Below are 15,859 nucleotides of genomic sequence, written 5' to 3'. Positions count from 1 at the left end.
TTGTAAAATTATGAAAACAGGAGGAACTTTTATCATTGCAGCCATCTTATCTCTTTCTCTTCAGGCACAGACACCTGTAGCAGGAGATGATGGCACTGTTCGAGCCACTTCCTCCAGCCTGCACAAGGCCGGGAAAGAATTACTGGTTTCTATTGGAATAGAAGTCACTCGTGACTTCCTGCCCAATGAATCAATGACATTGATACCTGTTGTCAGTGACAGTCTGGAACACCGGTTGGAATTACCACCGATCTATATCAACAGCCGAAAACAACACATCATATTTTTGCGCGAAGCCGGCAAGAAGGAAAAAGAAGCCGAAGCATTGCAAAGAAAAAACGGAAGTCGGCAGACAATACATTATCTGCAATCTGTACCTTTCGAAAGTTGGATGAATCATGCCACTCTCTCACTCGTTGAGAAAAGCTGTGGCTGTGGGATTCCGGGTGAAGAAAATTTCACTTGTATCGCCCGTTTACACCCACAGCCAACCCCTATTCCACAACTCGTATTCCTGACTCCCCAAGTGGAAACCTCGAAAATCAGAGAAGAAAAAGGGTGTGCGTTTATTGATTTTCCTGTCAATGTGACTGCTATATACGAAACATACAGCAACAATACAGTAGAACTGAATAAAATTATTGAAACAATCAACACCATTAAAAATGACACCAACGTTACCATCACACACATCAGCATTCACGGCTACGCTTCACCCGACGGACCTTACCGACTCAATGAGAAGTTGGCCCGTGAACGTACTCAATCTGTGAAAGAGTATGTAAATCAGCTATATGCATTCGACGGAGCGCATATCCGGACAGACTATACTCCCGAAGATTGGGAAGGATTTGAAGCTCTTCTCTGTGATACGACTTTTCAAGAGAAAGAAGCGATAATAAAAACCATAACAAGCGACATTCACCCCGACAGCAAGGAGAGAAAGTTAAAAAAACACTTCCCTGCATTCTACGATTTTGTCCTGAAGCATTGGTTTACTCTACTTAGACATTCCGACTACACTATTGAATATCGTGTACGCCCGTTTACTCTTGCAGAATCCCGGAAAGTCTTTACTACAAACCCTAAAAATTTGAGTCTTGAAGAAATGTTTCGTCTCGCACTTGCCAGTACACCTGGAAGCGAAACTTATAATCAGATTTTCATGACTGCCGTACAACTATTTCCCGATAATCCCACAGCCAACTTGAATGCCGCCTGTATAGCCTTGATGCAAAGAGACGTCCAAACAGCTGCCACTTATCTGGAAAAAGCTCCGGAAGTACCGGAAACAATATTAGCAAAAGGAGTTCTATGCTTTCTTAAAAATAACTATGAGGAAGCAGAGTACTTATTCAGACAAGCTCAAAAAGCAGGACTATCACAAGCGGATAATAATCTGCAATTAGTCCTTGAATTAAAATAAATACTCATTAAAATCAAATGTAAAATGAAAAGATTCAGTAAATTAATGTCACTGCTTTTATTCGCGGCAGTCACACAGTACAGTTGCATCAATGATGCAGATGTGGTCATCACCGATGACACTCATTCAGAGTCAAATGGTAATCTCGCCTTGTTCTTCGAGATTCCAAACGTTGCTACCAGCCGAAGTGCCGAATCGTCCGGCGTTACCACCGAAGGTTCGAAAGAAGAATATGCGGTAAAGAGTCTCACAGTTTATCTATTTGACTCGACCACAAAAACGCTCAAAGATCAGCAGGAACTGAAGAACATCAACCGGACAGTTACGAGCGGTCAAAACATACAGTACACCGCTGACAAAATCACTGTAAATCCGGGAACTTATAACATCTTTGCCATAGCTAACGGAAAAGCAATCACTGGAAATATCAGCACACAAGAGGCTTTTCTGAATGCAGTTGATGCCGTTACTTACAGTGCAGGAAAAATTCCAAGCGTACCCGAAAACGGTTTCGTTATGACCAATCGTGGAGCTGCCAATCTGAACGTTGAAGTGAAGAAACCTACAGATTCCGATAAAGTGACCAGTGTATCTATTGGTCTCGAACGCGTGGTTGCCAAAGTCGAACTGACTCAAACACAGGAAACTTTCCCGCTAACAGACCCAGCCGGAAAGACCTACTGTACAATCAAACTGAACAATTTCAGAATGTTGAACCTGGCAACCCAGTTCTATACTTTCCGCCATACAGCGGTACTGAACAGTTTCCAGGAACCAGATTCATATACTGATGAAAACTTCGGTGATATCAACGACAACAATGGTTATGTTATCGATCCCTATTTCTTCAAGAAAACAGTGGAGAATGCCGGGGACTTTACAAACGCCGATGGTTTCTTTGCACAAGCTCTAGTACAGTTGGATATCAACGACGGCAACTGGGCAGGTATGGCGCAAGCTAACAGTTGGTCACATATCTACTGCCTGGAAAACTGTATGTTCCTTGACGCCCAACTGAACGCATACAGCACGGGAGTTATGTTCAAAGCCAACATGGATATTGCCCCCGACCGCGTTTTCAATGAAAATGGCGATGTAGTTAGCAATCAGTCCAACTGGCCGACTAATATGTTCTACTTCAATTACAACTTTTATACCAGCGTAGATGCAATCCGTAAACTAGTCCTTAATAATTTGCCCAATGATGTCACTGACAACTCGACAACAGAAGAACTAGCCCGATATAGTATCAAACGTTTCAAGAAAACGGAAAACTACTCTTGTTATTACAATTACTGGATCAAACACCTTGATAATAATTCTCCGGAAATGGGTGTTATGGAATTCGGTATCGTACGCAACAATATATACAGATTGTCAGTCAACAAAATTGCAGGACTCGGTAGCGGCGAACCTTTCATCGACCCGGATCAGCCGGATGAATATAAAGCCGAACTAGACATCAATTTCAATGTTTTTCCGTGGGCCGTACGTAATCAAGATGTAGAACTTGAATAAGTATTGGCCACCCGAACTAAATTTATTATAAATGCGTCCATTTTTACTCTATATTATCAGTGCCATCGCCTTGTTCTCATCCTGTGACTGGGTGAACGACGACTTGTCAGACTGCCCTTCCGGGACTTGGCTGAAAATCTCGTATACCTATAATATACTAGATGTGGACGCTGCCTCCACACAAGTAAGCGATATTACCATCCTTGCTTTCGACAAGGATGATAAATATGTGGATCGAGTGGACGTAGACAGCATTACATTACATCAAGGCTACTGTATGGTAAAAGTACCATTTCCCGAAGGAACTTATCGTCTGCTTATATGGGGAGGGACATCCAACCATATGTACCAGCTCCCTAATCTCAAAGCCGGACAAACGGAACGAAGGTCCCTGAATATATCACTGGCATGCGACAATAAGAACCAGTCGGACAGGAAACTGAATGCACTCTTTTACAGTAGCCTTGAAAATATTACTATTAGTCAAAAATATCAGGTTATTACCGCCAATTTAGTGAAAGATACTAATTATTTCTCATGCATTCTTCAAGATGAAGCAAATGCTCCTCTACGCCAAGAGGACTTTTCCTTTACGCTAGAATCTGGCAACGGAATAATAGACTACACAAACACACCGGTCGGTACAACTCCAGTCTACTATCTTCCATATCAGAAGGAAGTGGCTGTAATGTCCGAGCAAACTCCGGTCATTCATGCGAGATTAAATACATTACGTATCATGAAAGGGGATCAGACAACCTTATCGATCAAACATATACCAAGCGGCCAGAACATTCTTCGTCTCCCACTCACCCAATATCTGTTGTTATCCAAAATCTACAATGATATAGGTGAAATGAGTGACCAGGAGTATCTCGACCGTCAGGACTCATATACGCTTTTGTTCTTTATCCAGTCATCGGATACCGGGATTCCGAAGATATGCCCAAGAATGCAAGTTAACGGATGGATTATACGCCTGAACAACTCCGAACTGGAGTCTTAAAAACGTATGGCGAAATAGTATGTGAACAATATTTAGGTGAGATGTATTTACAAAGGCTACTGCGAAGTACCCTAGCGGGCTCTTTTGCCCTCTGCTCATGTAATGTTTCCCACTACATGTAGCATCTTAATAAAACGATTTTTCAAAGAAAATATCGTTTTATTAAAATTGTTTGTTTTGTTTGTGTTTCGTGCATTCTGTCCAAGCGAGGAGAGAATGCACTTTTTTTTTGTTACAAGAGAAATCACAAATAAGTAGCCTTTTTAGTTCATTATAATATAATAAGGTATATAAAAGAGGACACCTTCCAGTTTTTTTACCGGAAAGAAGTTTTTTTATAAAAAGTAAAGCATTCTATTTCATTGAATATCAAGATAAAAGAATGGTCAATTTGAAAAAAAACGCATATTCCACGAAAATTTTCCTATGAATCATTTGTCAGTTTCAAAAAAGTTCCTACCTTTGCATCCGCAATCGAGAAACAAACACAGATTCGAGAAAGCAAAACGCAGAAATGCAACAATAGGATGGCCCGTTCGTCTATCGGTTAGGACGCAAGATTTTCATTCTTGAAAGGGGGGTTCGATTCCCCCACGGGCTACAAGTTAAAAGAATAAAGAACTAAAAAAATAGATTAGTCGAGATGGCAAATCATAAATCATCACTGAAAAGAATCAGACAAGAAGAGACTAGAAGACTTCACAACAGATATTATGGCAAGACCATGAGAAATGCTGTTAGAAAGCTTCGTGCAACTACTGATAAAGCAGAAGCAGTTGCAATGTACCCAGGCATTACAAAGATGTTGGATAAGTTGGCTAAGGTGAATATTATTCACAAGAACAAAGCTAGCAATCTGAAATCTAAGTTAGCTCTTTACATCAACAAGCTCGCTTAATAGAAAGAATTTTATAATTCTACATAGCATCCAGGCTGAACTTTTAAGTTCGGCCTTTCTTGTTTATAACCCATTGAATATCAAACTTATCAAGATAGCGGAGAATCCACTCACATTCTTTATTTTTCACTGATTATTCTTCGTCAAGTCGACAATTTTCACTATATTTGCTCTGTTATTAAAGTTAGAAAGGCAATTATGAGCGAAGAACAAATCACTCCCAATAACGGGTCTTATTCTGCGGATAGTATCCAGGTATTGGAAGGTCTTGAAGCAGTAAGAAAACGCCCTGCGATGTACATTGGTGACATCAGCGTCAAGGGACTTCACCATTTGGTATACGAAATCGTTGACAACTCTATCGACGAAGCATTGGCCGGATATTGCGACCATATCGAAGTAATAATCAACGAAGACAATTCAATCACAGTACAGGACAACGGACGCGGTATTCCGGTGGACTATCACGAGAAAGAAAAGAAGTCGGCACTGGAAGTTGCCATGACTGTACTGCACGCCGGAGGTAAATTCGACAAAGGATCTTACAAGGTATCCGGAGGTTTGCACGGTGTAGGTATGTCTTGCGTAAATGCGCTGTCTACCCACATGACTACGCAAGTATTCCGTAATGGCAAAATCTACCAGCAGGAGTACGAGATCGGTAAACCGCTTTACTCTGTAAAAGAAGTCGGTACAGCCGACATCACGGGAACCCGCCAACAATTCTGGCCGGACAATACCATCTTTACAGAAACGGTATACGATTACAAGATTCTGGCTTCACGCCTGCGTGAATTAGCTTACCTGAACGCTGGTCTCCGTATTTCCCTGACCGACCGTCGAGTTGTGAACGAAGACGGAAGCTTCAAGGGTGAGCAGTTCTATTCAGAAGAAGGCTTGAGAGAGTTTGTACGTTTTATCGAGTCTTCACGCGAGCACTTGATTAACGACGTTATCTATCTGAACTCGGAAAAACAGGGAATCCCTATTGAAGTGGCTATCATGTACAATACCGGATTCTCCGAAAACGTTCACTCATACGTTAACAATATCAACACCATTGAAGGTGGTACACACCTGGCAGGTTTCCGCCGTGCGCTGACCCGTACGTTGAAGAAATATGCCGAAGACAGCAAGATGCTGGAAAAAGTGAAGGTTGAAATCTCGGGAGATGACTTCCGCGAGGGTTTGACTGCCGTTATCTCCGTAAAAGTGCAAGAGCCACAGTTTGAAGGACAGACTAAAACGAAGTTGGGCAACAACGAAGTGATGGGCGCTGTCGACCAGGCAGTGGGGGAAGTATTGGCATATTATCTGGAAGAGCATCCGAAGGAAGCAAAAACGATTGTAGACAAGGTGATTCTCGCCGCTACCGCACGTCATGCAGCAAGAAAAGCCCGTGAAATGGTACAACGCAAGTCCCCAATGTCAGGAGGCGGTCTACCAGGTAAATTGGCTGACTGTTCGGATAAGGATGCAACGAAATGTGAATTATTCCTCGTCGAGGGAGATTCGGCAGGTGGTACTGCCAAGCAGGGACGTAACCGTATGTTCCAGGCTATCCTCCCATTGCGCGGTAAGATTCTGAACGTAGAGAAAGCCATGTATCACAAGGCTTTGGAAAGTGATGAAATCCGTAACATCTACACAGCCCTCGGTGTTACTATCGGAACTGACGAGGACAGCAAAGAAGCGAATATCCAAAAGCTGCGCTATCACAAGATCATCATCATGACCGATGCCGACGTCGATGGTTCTCACATCGACACACTGATCATGACGTTCTTCTTCCGCTATATGCCACAGATTATTCAGAATGGCTATTTGTACATCGCTACTCCCCCGCTCTACCTCTGCAAAAAAGGTAAAGTAGAAGAGTATTGCTGGACAGATGCACAACGCCAGAAGTTTATCGATACTTACGGTGGCGGTTCGGAAAGTGCTGTTCATACACAGCGCTACAAAGGTTTGGGTGAAATGAACGCACAGCAATTGTGGGAAACAACTATGGACCCCGAAAACCGTATGTTGAAACAAGTAAATATTGACAACGCTGCAGAAGCCGATTATATCTTCTCTATGTTAATGGGTGAAGATGTAGGACCACGCCGCGAGTTTATTGAAGAAAATGCAACGTATGCAAATATCGACACATAATTTAAATAATTACGTTTTATAAACCAACCTCACATCTTACAACGAGGAAACGCCGATGGCGAAGGAACATCCTTCGATCGGCGTTTTTCTTTTGCCCAAAGGGTCTTTATGTTCGAATAGTTCAACTGCCTATCTCTTAATAAAAGCTAACAGCAGAAACGTTTTCCATACAAAATCACTATCTTGCATAAAAAGCAAAGAAAACATAACTATGAAAATGAAAACTACTGCTCCTAATCCGTTATTTGCAAAGATCAGGTTGTTTCTTATTGTATTGACTTCCTGTGTGATCGCCACTTGTATCTTCTTGATTATTATTCATCCGGAAGTATGGATGATACCGGCATGTGGAATAATAATCGCATTGTGTATTTTACTATATCAAGTATATTGCATACGCAAGAACCGGAAGAGAATTTAAATATATTGTTGCTTTTTCAGTTCTTCGGCAACAGTAACCAGTTCTTTGTACCATTCTTCACCGAACTTACGGATTAAAGGCTCTTTCAGAAACTGATATACGGGAAGATTCTCTTTTTTTCCCAGCAAAACCGCTGCTTTGCATATGTCCCAACGATTATAATTCACCGCTTTATAAGGTCCGTAATCTCCAATCCGGATAGGGTAAAGATGGCAGGACACCGGTTTATAGAAAGCAGTCTTTCCCGCTCGATAGGCCTTTTCGATTGCGCAATAACAACAACCGTTCTCATCATAACAAGTAAACACACAGTCCTTATTATTGACAATAGAAGTCACCAAATCACCTTCCTGATCCGTATATACCACTCCTTGCTTTTCAATCACCGCACGTGCCTCCGGAGCCAGTTCGTCCCAGATAACCGGCAAAACTTCTTCCAACTCCATCACCTCATCCAGCTCTACCGGAGCACCGGCATCACCTTCAATGCAACAAGCACCCTTACAGGCACCCAGATCGCAAAGAAACTTCTCCTGAAATACATCAAGAGATACTACTACATCACCTATTTGTATCATCTTAAATTGAGAATTAAAAATTGAGAAATAAATGTTTTGATAAAACAAACTCTTTTTCAGATCCTACTAAAAACTTGTATGCGTTTACTATACGAATAGCAAACGCATACGATTTAACATGAATAGCATTATTCTTAGCTATCATTTTTTAATTTTTAATTCTCAATTCTCAATTTATCAACACTTTTCCGTCCATTTCAGCCGGAACAGCCAGCCCCATAATCTTGAGAATAGTCGGAGCAACATCTGCCAGACGACCGTTTTCTACTTTCGCAGCTTTGTTCTCAGTTACGTAAACACAAGGAACAGGGTTCAAAGAGTGAGCAGTGTTCGGAGTACCGTCTTCGTTCAAAGCGTGGTCAGCGTTACCATGATCAGCAATGATAATTGCTTCGTAATCCTGTGCTTTGGCAGCTTCAATTACATCTTTCACGCAAGCATCTACAGCAATAACAGCTTTCTCGATTGCTTCATAAATACCGGTATGACCTACCATGTCACCATTAGCGAAGTTCACTACGATGAAATCATATTTGTTCTCGTTGATGGCAGCCACCAGTTTGTCTTTTACTTCGAAAGCGCTCATTTCCGGCTTCAAGTCATAAGTAGCCACTTTGGGAGAAGGAACAAGAATACGATCTTCTTTGTCAAACGGAGTTTCACGTCCACCATTGAAGAAGAATGTTACGTGTGCATACTTTTCTGTTTCAGCGATATGAAGTTGGCTCAAGCCTTTAGAAGCAAGATATTCGCCCAATGTATTAGATACATTATCTTTGTCAAACAGGATATGAACACCCTTGAAAGAAGCATCGTACGGAGTCATACAGTAATATTGCAGGCCCGGGATAGTGTGCATACCGGCTTCCGGCATATCTTGTTGAGTCAATACAACAGTCAACTCTTTGGCACGGTCATTACGGTAGTTGAAGAAGATAACCACATCACCTTCTTTGATTGTTCCGTCGCAGTTGGCATTCACAATCGGTTTGATGAATTCATCTGTAACACCTGCATTATAAGAGTCCTGCATGGCCTGAACCATATCGGTAGCTTTCTCACCTATGCCGTTTACAAGCAGGTCATAAGCTTCTTTTACACGTTCCCAGCGTTTGTCACGGTCCATAGCGTAATAACGCCCGATGATAGAAGCAATCTTGCCTGCAGATTTCTCACAGTGTGCAGAAAGTTCTTCGATAAAGCCTTTACCGCTCTTCGGGTCAGTGTCACGACCATCCATGAAGCAGTGGATAAATGTATTGTCGATGTTATATTCTTTAGCGATATCGCAAAGTTTGAAGAGATGAACGAGTGAGCTGTGTACGCCACCGTTAGAAGTCAGCCCCATAAAGTGAACACTCTTTCCGTTTTCTTTTGCATAAGAGAAAGCAGAAACGACTTCAGGATTTTTCAGGATGCTATTATCAGCACATGCACGATTGATTTTTACCAAATCCTGATAAACCACGCGTCCGGCACCGATATTCAAGTGACCTACTTCCGAGTTACCCATCTGTCCGTCGGGCAAACCTACGTTTTCACCGCTTGCCTGAAGTTGAGAGTGAGGATAAGTAGTCATCAGATAATCCCAGTAAGGAGTGGGCGTGTTGAAGATTACGTCGTCTTTCTTTTGGTCACCTAATCCCCAACCATCGAGGATCATTAAAAGGGCTTTCTTACTCATAATATTTCAATATTTAAATTATCACTCTGATTTTCGGGCGCAAAGGTACAAAAAAGATGGTTACGTAAACGTTTAATCTATGTTAAGTTACAGGGCAGAAGTGCACCAGGCTATGGATGTTTTTCTTACTTTGTAAAAGTACTTTCAATATATTGATCGAAAAACACGATACAAAAGGCGGAACCTACTTCATTTTTCCGTACCTTTGCATCGCTTTAAAAATAAAATCATAGAAATATGGACGATTCAAACCCGCGAACGTGCACAACTAGTATTAATTAAAGCGAACAGAGTCATTGAAACCTGATGCCTCTGCTCGTGTCAAACAAACGAAAGGAGGCAATAAGATGAGAACGTATCTTTATTGTGAAGCTGGCTTTGTGGAAAAAGCTCAATGGCTTCCTAACAGCTGGGTAAATGTAGTATGCCCGAATAACGATGACTTTGAATTTCTAACTCAAACTCTCAACGTACCCGAATCATTTCTTAATGACATAGCCGATACGGACGAACGTCCGCGTACGGATACGGAAGGTAACTGGTTATTGACCATTCTTCGTATCCCTGTACAGATTGCGCAAAACAGCACTCTGCCTTTCAGCACCGTACCAATTGGTATCATCACCAACAATGAGATCATTGTGTCCGTCTGTTATCATAACACTGATCTATTACCGGATTTTATTGAACACACCCGCCGAAAAGGGATTGTTGTGCGCAACAAACTGGATCTGATTCTCCGGATCATCTATTCTTCTGCCGTGTGGTTCCTGAAGTATCTAAAGCAGATAAACATAGACATCAGCGCCGCAGAAAAGGAACTAGAGCGAAGCATCCGCAACGAGGACCTGCTCCGGCTGATGAGACTGCAGAAAACACTTGTCTACTTCAACACTTCCATCCGCGGAAATGAAGTAATGATAGGAAAGTTAAGAACTATCTTCCAGGATACGGATTATCTGGACACAGAACTTGTGGAGGATGTTATTATCGAATTGAAACAGGCACTTAACACGGTGAATATTTACAGTGATATTCTCACGGGAACAATGGATGCTTTTGCCTCTATTATCTCCAATAACGTGAATACGATCATGAAACGTATGACAAGTTTATCCATCGTCCTGATGCTCCCGACATTGATTGCCAGTTTCTATGGTATGAATGTGGATATTCATCTGGAAGAGGTACCCTTCGCTTTCTCTTTGATTGTACTCTTCTCCATTGGATTGTCAACTCTTGCATTTGTGATATTCCGGAAGATAAAATGGTTCTAATACAAAAAAACAGCTCACCATCTGTGATCCTTTAGAGGACTCTAAGACGGTAAGCTGTAAATTATACGTTTTTTATTCGATAGAGAATTAATTAAAAGAGAATGTTTAGAGAGAGAAATTAAAATATCTTATCCTTCTTTATTTGCTTTTCTTCCGCCCAACGGAATAGAAACTCCAACGAATCCGTTCACAGAGTTAGAGTTCTTACCTAAGAACATATAGTCAGTTCCGACAAACAGAGGACCTAATTTCAGACCCAGACCGAAAGATTTACCGGCTGACTGGATAGCAGAGTAGCTAAGTGCTACATTGAACCAGCTTTTCGGACGGTAGTTTGCAGAGAATGTTAATTCTGTAAGAGCATCAGGCTGTACAAAACGAGTTGTTGACAATACACCTACTGCTAATTTGTTATTGAAGAATCCATATTCTGCACCTAATACTAGGGTAGAAGCAAGACGAGATTTACGGGACTTGCTTGCTTCTTCCGTTCTAAGTTGCAACATTTCATAGTCAAGTACGTCACCGCCACTAACACGCTCCATATATCCATTAGCATCCGTCTGCAAATCCTTTATGTTATTTTCAATAGCAGTAATACTTCCAGGGATATTATTAGGATCAATACCTGATGTGTAGTCACTTCCCTTCATATCAATGCCTGCTGCTTTAGCATTAGCTATTTGAGTGCTACTTTTCGACCATGATATAAACCCCAAGTCCAAAATAGAAGCAGATACAGTCAGATTATCCATAATCTTGTAAGACGCTCCCAAGTCAATACCGAAGCCGTAACCTGCGATTCCCATGTCTTTGCTCTCAAATTCGAAATCACTAATATAATCCTGTCCATCTTCCTTTTTCAAATTCAATCCTTTGAAAGAACTTTCCAAATGAGCATCTACTGCCAGATTAGCATGGTAGCCCTCAATTTCACTTCTTAACTTCGTAATATCGTCAACACCCAAACTAGATAAATATGCTGGATCCTGTAATTGATTAATACGGGCATCACTAGGCAAATTAGCATTCATCGCAACTTTATTAAGTTTCAACTCCATGTTGCCAATACCCAATAAAGCTTTCACTCGAGCACCAACCGTCAAACGGTTATTAATCTGACGTGAAAGTCCTAAACCAACTTCAGTATAAGCATTGATATTCAATTGCTGACCACTAATATCATAGTTACTATTTCTCCAGTTTTCTTCAACTGTTTCCATCTCATTCAAGAAGGTAAACATATTCTTTGTCAGGTTAGCACCAATATCTGTACGAAGACCAATATTGAATGACCAGAAGTTTTTTCCTTTATACCATCCTGCAGAAAGAATTTCTGTACTGAAGTTTACATTCAGTTTATTATTATCTTTCAGACGATTCATGAAATCCGGTTTAGTGTAGAAATCATCGCCATCATCAATAATGTCAATGATATCCTGATAACCTAACGAAGTAGAACCAACCGTTGCATTGACAGCACCGATCACCGGAAGATTGAAGTAACCTTTAGTCGGTGTTAAAGCCGGATTCAGTTGTTGACGATAGTGAGTACCTTCCATGAAATAGGAAGTACGTAAAAACTGTGCATTTGCAGAAAGAGTGCAAACCAACATAATAAAAAATACCCCAATGAGCTTAGAAGACCATAATAGCTTGTTCGTTGCCATGATTTTAAACTTTTTAATTCTTATTATTGTTCGCAAAGATATAGCATTTCAATAACAAATAAAAGCACTAGGCAACACTTTTTTAGCCTAAACGGAACAATTTCACGGTTATCCGTAACAAAATCGTGCTTATTCTGCAAAAAAATGTAGAAAATATGTGCAAAATGAAATAAAGCGACCTTAGAAGTTCAAAGTCAACTGTCCATCTCCCAACAGGTTGAACGTCATGCGATGGTAAGGAGTAGTGCCACGTTCGGCAATGGCGGCACGATGTTTCTTAGTTGGATAACCTTTATTGTGGTCCCAATCATAATACGGAAATTCTTCGTGAAGGCGGTTCATATAATCGTCTCGATATGTTTTGGCTAAAATAGAAGCTGCTGCTATTGAAAGATATTTCCCGTCTCCTTTCACTACTGTAGTATGAGGAACACCGGGGTATTTAGTGAAACGATTACCGTCGATCAGTAAATGTTGGGGACGGGTGGACAACTGGTCCACTGCACGATGCATCGCCAGAAAAGAAGCCCGCAGGATATTTATTTCATCAATTTCTTCCGGTGACACAATGCCAACCGCCCAAGCAATCGCTTCTTTCTCTATTACCTCACGTAATGCATAACGTTGCTTTTCCGTCAGTTGTTTGGAATCATTCAACAGTTCATTCTTAAAATCCTTCGGAAGAATAACTGCAGCAGCATATACCGCTCCCGCCAAACACCCACGACCGGCCTCATCACATCCGGCCTCAATCAGATTCTCGTTCAAATAAGGTAATAACATATTTATTGCTTCTATTTTGACACAAAGGTAATTCAAATAAGAAAAAGGAGACTTGTTTTGTCTCCTTTTTCTTATTTCTCTTCTGCTTTTTTAGAATAAACTCCAAGCAACAGTAAGTCCTGCCATCACAATGGCGACCATACTCATAAGCTTTATCAAAATATTCAAGCTCGGACCGGAGGTATCTTTAAACGGATCACCTACTGTATCTCCTACTACGGTTGCTTTATGCACTTCACCGCCTTTTCCACCAAAGTTACCTTCTTCCACATATTTCTTTGCGTTATCCCATGCACCTCCGGCGTTAGCCATAAAGATAGCCAACACGAAACCACTGCTCAAGCCACCAATCAGCAGACCGAGTACGCCGGGAACACCAAAGATAAATCCTGTAAGAATCGGAGCAACAATAGCAATCAAGGAAGGAATAACCATCTCACGCTGCGCACCCTTTGTCGATATTTCAACACAACGTTCGTAATCCGGCTCGGCCTCTCCAGTCAGAATACCCTTTATGTCACGGAACTGGCGGCGCACTTCGTCAACCATGTGTCCTGCCGCACGTCCTACTGCATTCATTGTCAAACCACAAAACAGGAAAGCCATCATTGAACCGAGGAACATGCCCGAAAGTACTTTCGGATTCATCAAGTGTACTTCGTAATAATCCATGAAGTCGATAAAAGTGGCATTTGCTACGCTGATAGAACTTCCATCTGCAAAAGTCAGGTCCACATTACCAAGACGTGTCAGACCGATTCGGATTTCTTCAATATAAGAAGCCAGCAAAGCCAGACCTGTCAGTGCAGCGGAACCGATTGCAAAACCTTTTCCCGTGGCGGCAGTTGTGTTACCCAATGAATCGAGCGCATCAGTACGTTTGCGAACTTCAGCACCCAGGCCGGACATTTCCGCATTACCTCCCGCATTATCCGCAATCGGACCGTAAGCATCCGTTGCCAATGTGATACCTAAGGTAGAAAGCATACCAACAGCTGCAATACCGATGCCATACAATCCCATGCCTACATTACCGAAATCACCTGCGGAAGCCAACAGATAAGAAGCAATGATACCAATCACTACTGCAACTACAGGAATAGCTGTAGAAAGCATACCCAAACCAATGCCGGAAATAATGACGGTAGCAGGTCCGGTCTTACCGCTTTCACTTAGTTTCTGGGTAGGGCGATAGGATTGGGAAGTGTAATATTCCGTAGAACGTCCGATGACAATACCTACCAACAATCCGACTACTACGGCACAAGAAATCAAAATCCAGTTATCAAGCTGCAAGAACCACAGGATTAAGAATGTAGCTGCAACAATAAGCACGGAGCTAAGGTTCGTACCGAAAGCCAACGAACCGAGCAAATCTTTCATAGTTGCATTCTCTTTAGTACGGACAGCAAATATACCTATAATAGAAAGGATAATACCAACAGCTGCAATCAACATCGGAGCAATAACCGCCTTGAATTGCATCACTGTATCTGCCGAATGGATAAAAGCAGCAGCACCCAGTGCAGCTGTTGCCAGAATCGAGCCACAGTAAGATTCATATAAGTCGGCTCCCATACCGGCTACGTCACCGACATTGTCACCGACATTATCGGCAATGGTGGCAGGATTACGAGGGTCATCTTCCGGAATTCCGGCTTCTACTTTACCTACCAAGTCGGCTCCAACATCGGCTGCCTTCGTATAGATACCACCACCTACACGGGCAAAGAGTGCTTGCGTAGAAGCACCCATACCGAAAGTCAGCATGGTAGTAGTAATTACACAGAGTTTATGAGTAGGTGTCAGCGCATCAGCAGGAATCACTGCATTCAACAACAGATACCAGAAAGATATATCGAGCAATCCCAGACCAACTACAACTAATCCCATCACCGCGCCGCTTCGGAAAGCAATCCTCAACCCTGCATTCAGAGAAGTGCGGGCAGCATTAGCGGTACGAGCCGATGCATAAGTCGCCGTCTTCATCCCTAGAAATCCGGAAAGTCCGGAGAAAAATCCGCCTGTAAGAAAAGCAATGGGAACCCATGCATTCTGTACATGAAAGCCATAGGCCATAATTGAAAACAGAATAACCAACCCCAAGAATACCCAGCCTACTATTTTGTATTGCTGTTTCAGATAAGACATAGCTCCTTTGCGCACAGCAGCAGCTATCTTTATCATTTGGGGTGTACCTTCGCTCTCTTTCATCATTTGCTTATGAAAGTAATAAGCAAAGCAGAGGGCTAACACGGAAGCGACTGGAACCAGCCAGAAAAGAATGTTGTCCATAGGATCAATTTTTAAAGGGTTTACGAAGGCTAAAAGTATGGAAATCAAACGAAATAAGCAAGTAAAAAAAGAAAGAATTTATAAAGCTGAATCATTCTATCTTTTATACATCTCTTTAAACAAATGAACATGCTGTGGTTATTTAC

Annotated in this window: 11 protein-coding genes and 1 tRNA gene; 7 read left to right on the top strand and 5 right to left on the bottom strand. The window is 41.8% G+C overall.

Annotation, left to right across the window (positions count from 1 at the left end; translation table 11 throughout):
* Positions 1 to 10 precede the first annotated feature (10 nt).
* The 6 genes from NXX38_RS08310 to gyrB all read left to right on the top strand — a co-directional run bounded on the left by NXX38_RS08310 (position 11) and on the right by gyrB (position 7,005).
* Complete coding sequence (locus tag NXX38_RS08310) at positions 11 to 1,426, top strand: DUF3868 domain-containing protein (RefSeq protein ID WP_120080754.1); 1,416 nt, start codon at positions 11 to 13, stop codon at positions 1,424 to 1,426.
* 24 nt (positions 1,427 to 1,450) lie between these two features.
* The gene (locus NXX38_RS08305) at positions 1,451 to 2,944 is read left to right on the top strand and encodes an Mfa1 family fimbria major subunit (RefSeq protein ID WP_258979058.1); all 1,494 of its coding nucleotides are present in this window, start codon (positions 1,451 to 1,453) and stop codon (positions 2,942 to 2,944) included.
* 31 nt (positions 2,945 to 2,975) lie between these two features.
* A complete protein-coding gene (locus NXX38_RS08300) occupies positions 2,976 to 3,950 on the top strand; it encodes a FimB/Mfa2 family fimbrial subunit (protein WP_148364160.1) in 975 nt (324 codons plus the stop codon).
* A gap of 529 nt (positions 3,951 to 4,479) precedes the next feature.
* Positions 4,480 to 4,551 (top strand) — tRNA-Glu (locus NXX38_RS08295).
* A 42-nt stretch (positions 4,552 to 4,593) separates the two neighbouring features.
* A complete protein-coding gene (gene rpsT, locus NXX38_RS08290; RefSeq protein WP_004298235.1) occupies positions 4,594 to 4,848 on the top strand; it encodes a 30S ribosomal protein S20 in 255 nt (84 codons plus the stop codon).
* Positions 4,849 to 5,046: 198 nt separating this feature from the next.
* On the top strand, positions 5,047 to 7,005 hold the full coding sequence (gene gyrB / locus NXX38_RS08285; protein ID WP_074558273.1) for a DNA topoisomerase (ATP-hydrolyzing) subunit B: 1,959 nt from the start codon (positions 5,047 to 5,049) through the stop codon (positions 7,003 to 7,005).
* Between the two features lie 417 nt (positions 7,006 to 7,422).
* Here gyrB and NXX38_RS08280 read toward each other — a convergent pair whose 3' ends face one another.
* Together NXX38_RS08280 and gpmI are read right to left on the bottom strand one after the other, a co-directional pair.
* Positions 7,423 to 8,004, bottom strand: coding sequence for a DUF3109 family protein (locus tag NXX38_RS08280; RefSeq protein ID WP_008649198.1), 582 nt, complete (start codon positions 8,002 to 8,004; stop codon positions 7,423 to 7,425).
* A gap of 169 nt (positions 8,005 to 8,173) precedes the next feature.
* Entirely contained in the window at positions 8,174 to 9,688 is a 1,515-nt protein-coding gene (gpmI, locus tag NXX38_RS08275; protein ID WP_148364161.1) for a 2,3-bisphosphoglycerate-independent phosphoglycerate mutase, read from the bottom strand.
* A gap of 347 nt (positions 9,689 to 10,035) precedes the next feature.
* Here gpmI and NXX38_RS08270 point away from each other — a divergent pair, with 347 nt between their 5' ends.
* Positions 10,036 to 10,965 (top strand): magnesium transporter CorA family protein, encoded by a 930-nt coding sequence (locus tag NXX38_RS08270; protein WP_008649186.1) that lies wholly within the window; start codon positions 10,036 to 10,038, stop codon positions 10,963 to 10,965.
* A 128-nt stretch (positions 10,966 to 11,093) separates the two neighbouring features.
* Here NXX38_RS08270 and NXX38_RS08265 read toward each other — a convergent pair whose 3' ends face one another.
* The 3 genes from NXX38_RS08265 to NXX38_RS08255 all read right to left on the bottom strand — a co-directional run bounded on the left by NXX38_RS08265 (position 11,094) and on the right by NXX38_RS08255 (position 15,713).
* Complete coding sequence (locus tag NXX38_RS08265; protein ID WP_008649185.1) at positions 11,094 to 12,635, bottom strand: DUF5723 family protein; 1,542 nt, start codon at positions 12,633 to 12,635, stop codon at positions 11,094 to 11,096.
* A 180-nt stretch (positions 12,636 to 12,815) separates the two neighbouring features.
* Positions 12,816 to 13,418, bottom strand: coding sequence for a ribonuclease HII (locus NXX38_RS08260; protein ID WP_074558286.1), 603 nt, complete (start codon positions 13,416 to 13,418; stop codon positions 12,816 to 12,818).
* 90 nt (positions 13,419 to 13,508) lie between these two features.
* Positions 13,509 to 15,713 carry a sodium-translocating pyrophosphatase gene (locus tag NXX38_RS08255; RefSeq protein ID WP_258979052.1) on the bottom strand — a complete coding sequence of 735 codons (2,205 nt, stop codon included), beginning with the start codon at positions 15,711 to 15,713 and terminating at the stop codon, positions 13,509 to 13,511.
* Positions 15,714 to 15,859: the final 146 nt, after the last annotated feature.

Origin of the sequence: Bacteroides sp. BFG-637, assembly GCF_024793605.1 — a bacterium.
Taxonomy (GTDB): domain Bacteria; phylum Bacteroidota; class Bacteroidia; order Bacteroidales; family Bacteroidaceae; genus Bacteroides; species Bacteroides vicugnae.
This window is presented reverse-complemented; position numbering and strand designations above follow the sequence as displayed.

Bases quoted from the DNA above. Each gene is read 5' to 3' on its own strand.
- NXX38_RS08270 (WP_008649186.1), top strand. From the start codon at position 10,036: ATGAGAACGTATCTTTATTGTGAAGCTGGCTTTGTGGAAAAAGCTCAA.
- gpmI (WP_148364161.1), bottom strand. From the start codon at position 9,688: ATGAGTAAGAAAGCCCTTTTAATGATCCTCGATGGTTGGGGATTAGGT.
- NXX38_RS08305 (WP_258979058.1), top strand. From the start codon at position 1,451: ATGAAAAGATTCAGTAAATTAATGTCACTGCTTTTATTCGCGGCAGTC.
- rpsT (WP_004298235.1), top strand. From the start codon at position 4,594: ATGGCAAATCATAAATCATCACTGAAAAGAATCAGACAAGAAGAGACT.
- NXX38_RS08265 (WP_008649185.1), bottom strand. From the start codon at position 12,635: ATGGCAACGAACAAGCTATTATGGTCTTCTAAGCTCATTGGGGTATTT.
- NXX38_RS08255 (WP_258979052.1), bottom strand. From the start codon at position 15,713: ATGGACAACATTCTTTTCTGGCTGGTTCCAGTCGCTTCCGTGTTAGCC.
- NXX38_RS08280 (WP_008649198.1), bottom strand. From the start codon at position 8,004: ATGATACAAATAGGTGATGTAGTAGTATCTCTTGATGTATTTCAGGAG.
- gyrB (WP_074558273.1), top strand. From the start codon at position 5,047: ATGAGCGAAGAACAAATCACTCCCAATAACGGGTCTTATTCTGCGGAT.
- NXX38_RS08310 (WP_120080754.1), top strand. From the start codon at position 11: ATGAAAACAGGAGGAACTTTTATCATTGCAGCCATCTTATCTCTTTCT.
- NXX38_RS08260 (WP_074558286.1), bottom strand. From the start codon at position 13,418: ATGTTATTACCTTATTTGAACGAGAATCTGATTGAGGCCGGATGTGAT.
- NXX38_RS08300 (WP_148364160.1), top strand. From the start codon at position 2,976: ATGCGTCCATTTTTACTCTATATTATCAGTGCCATCGCCTTGTTCTCA.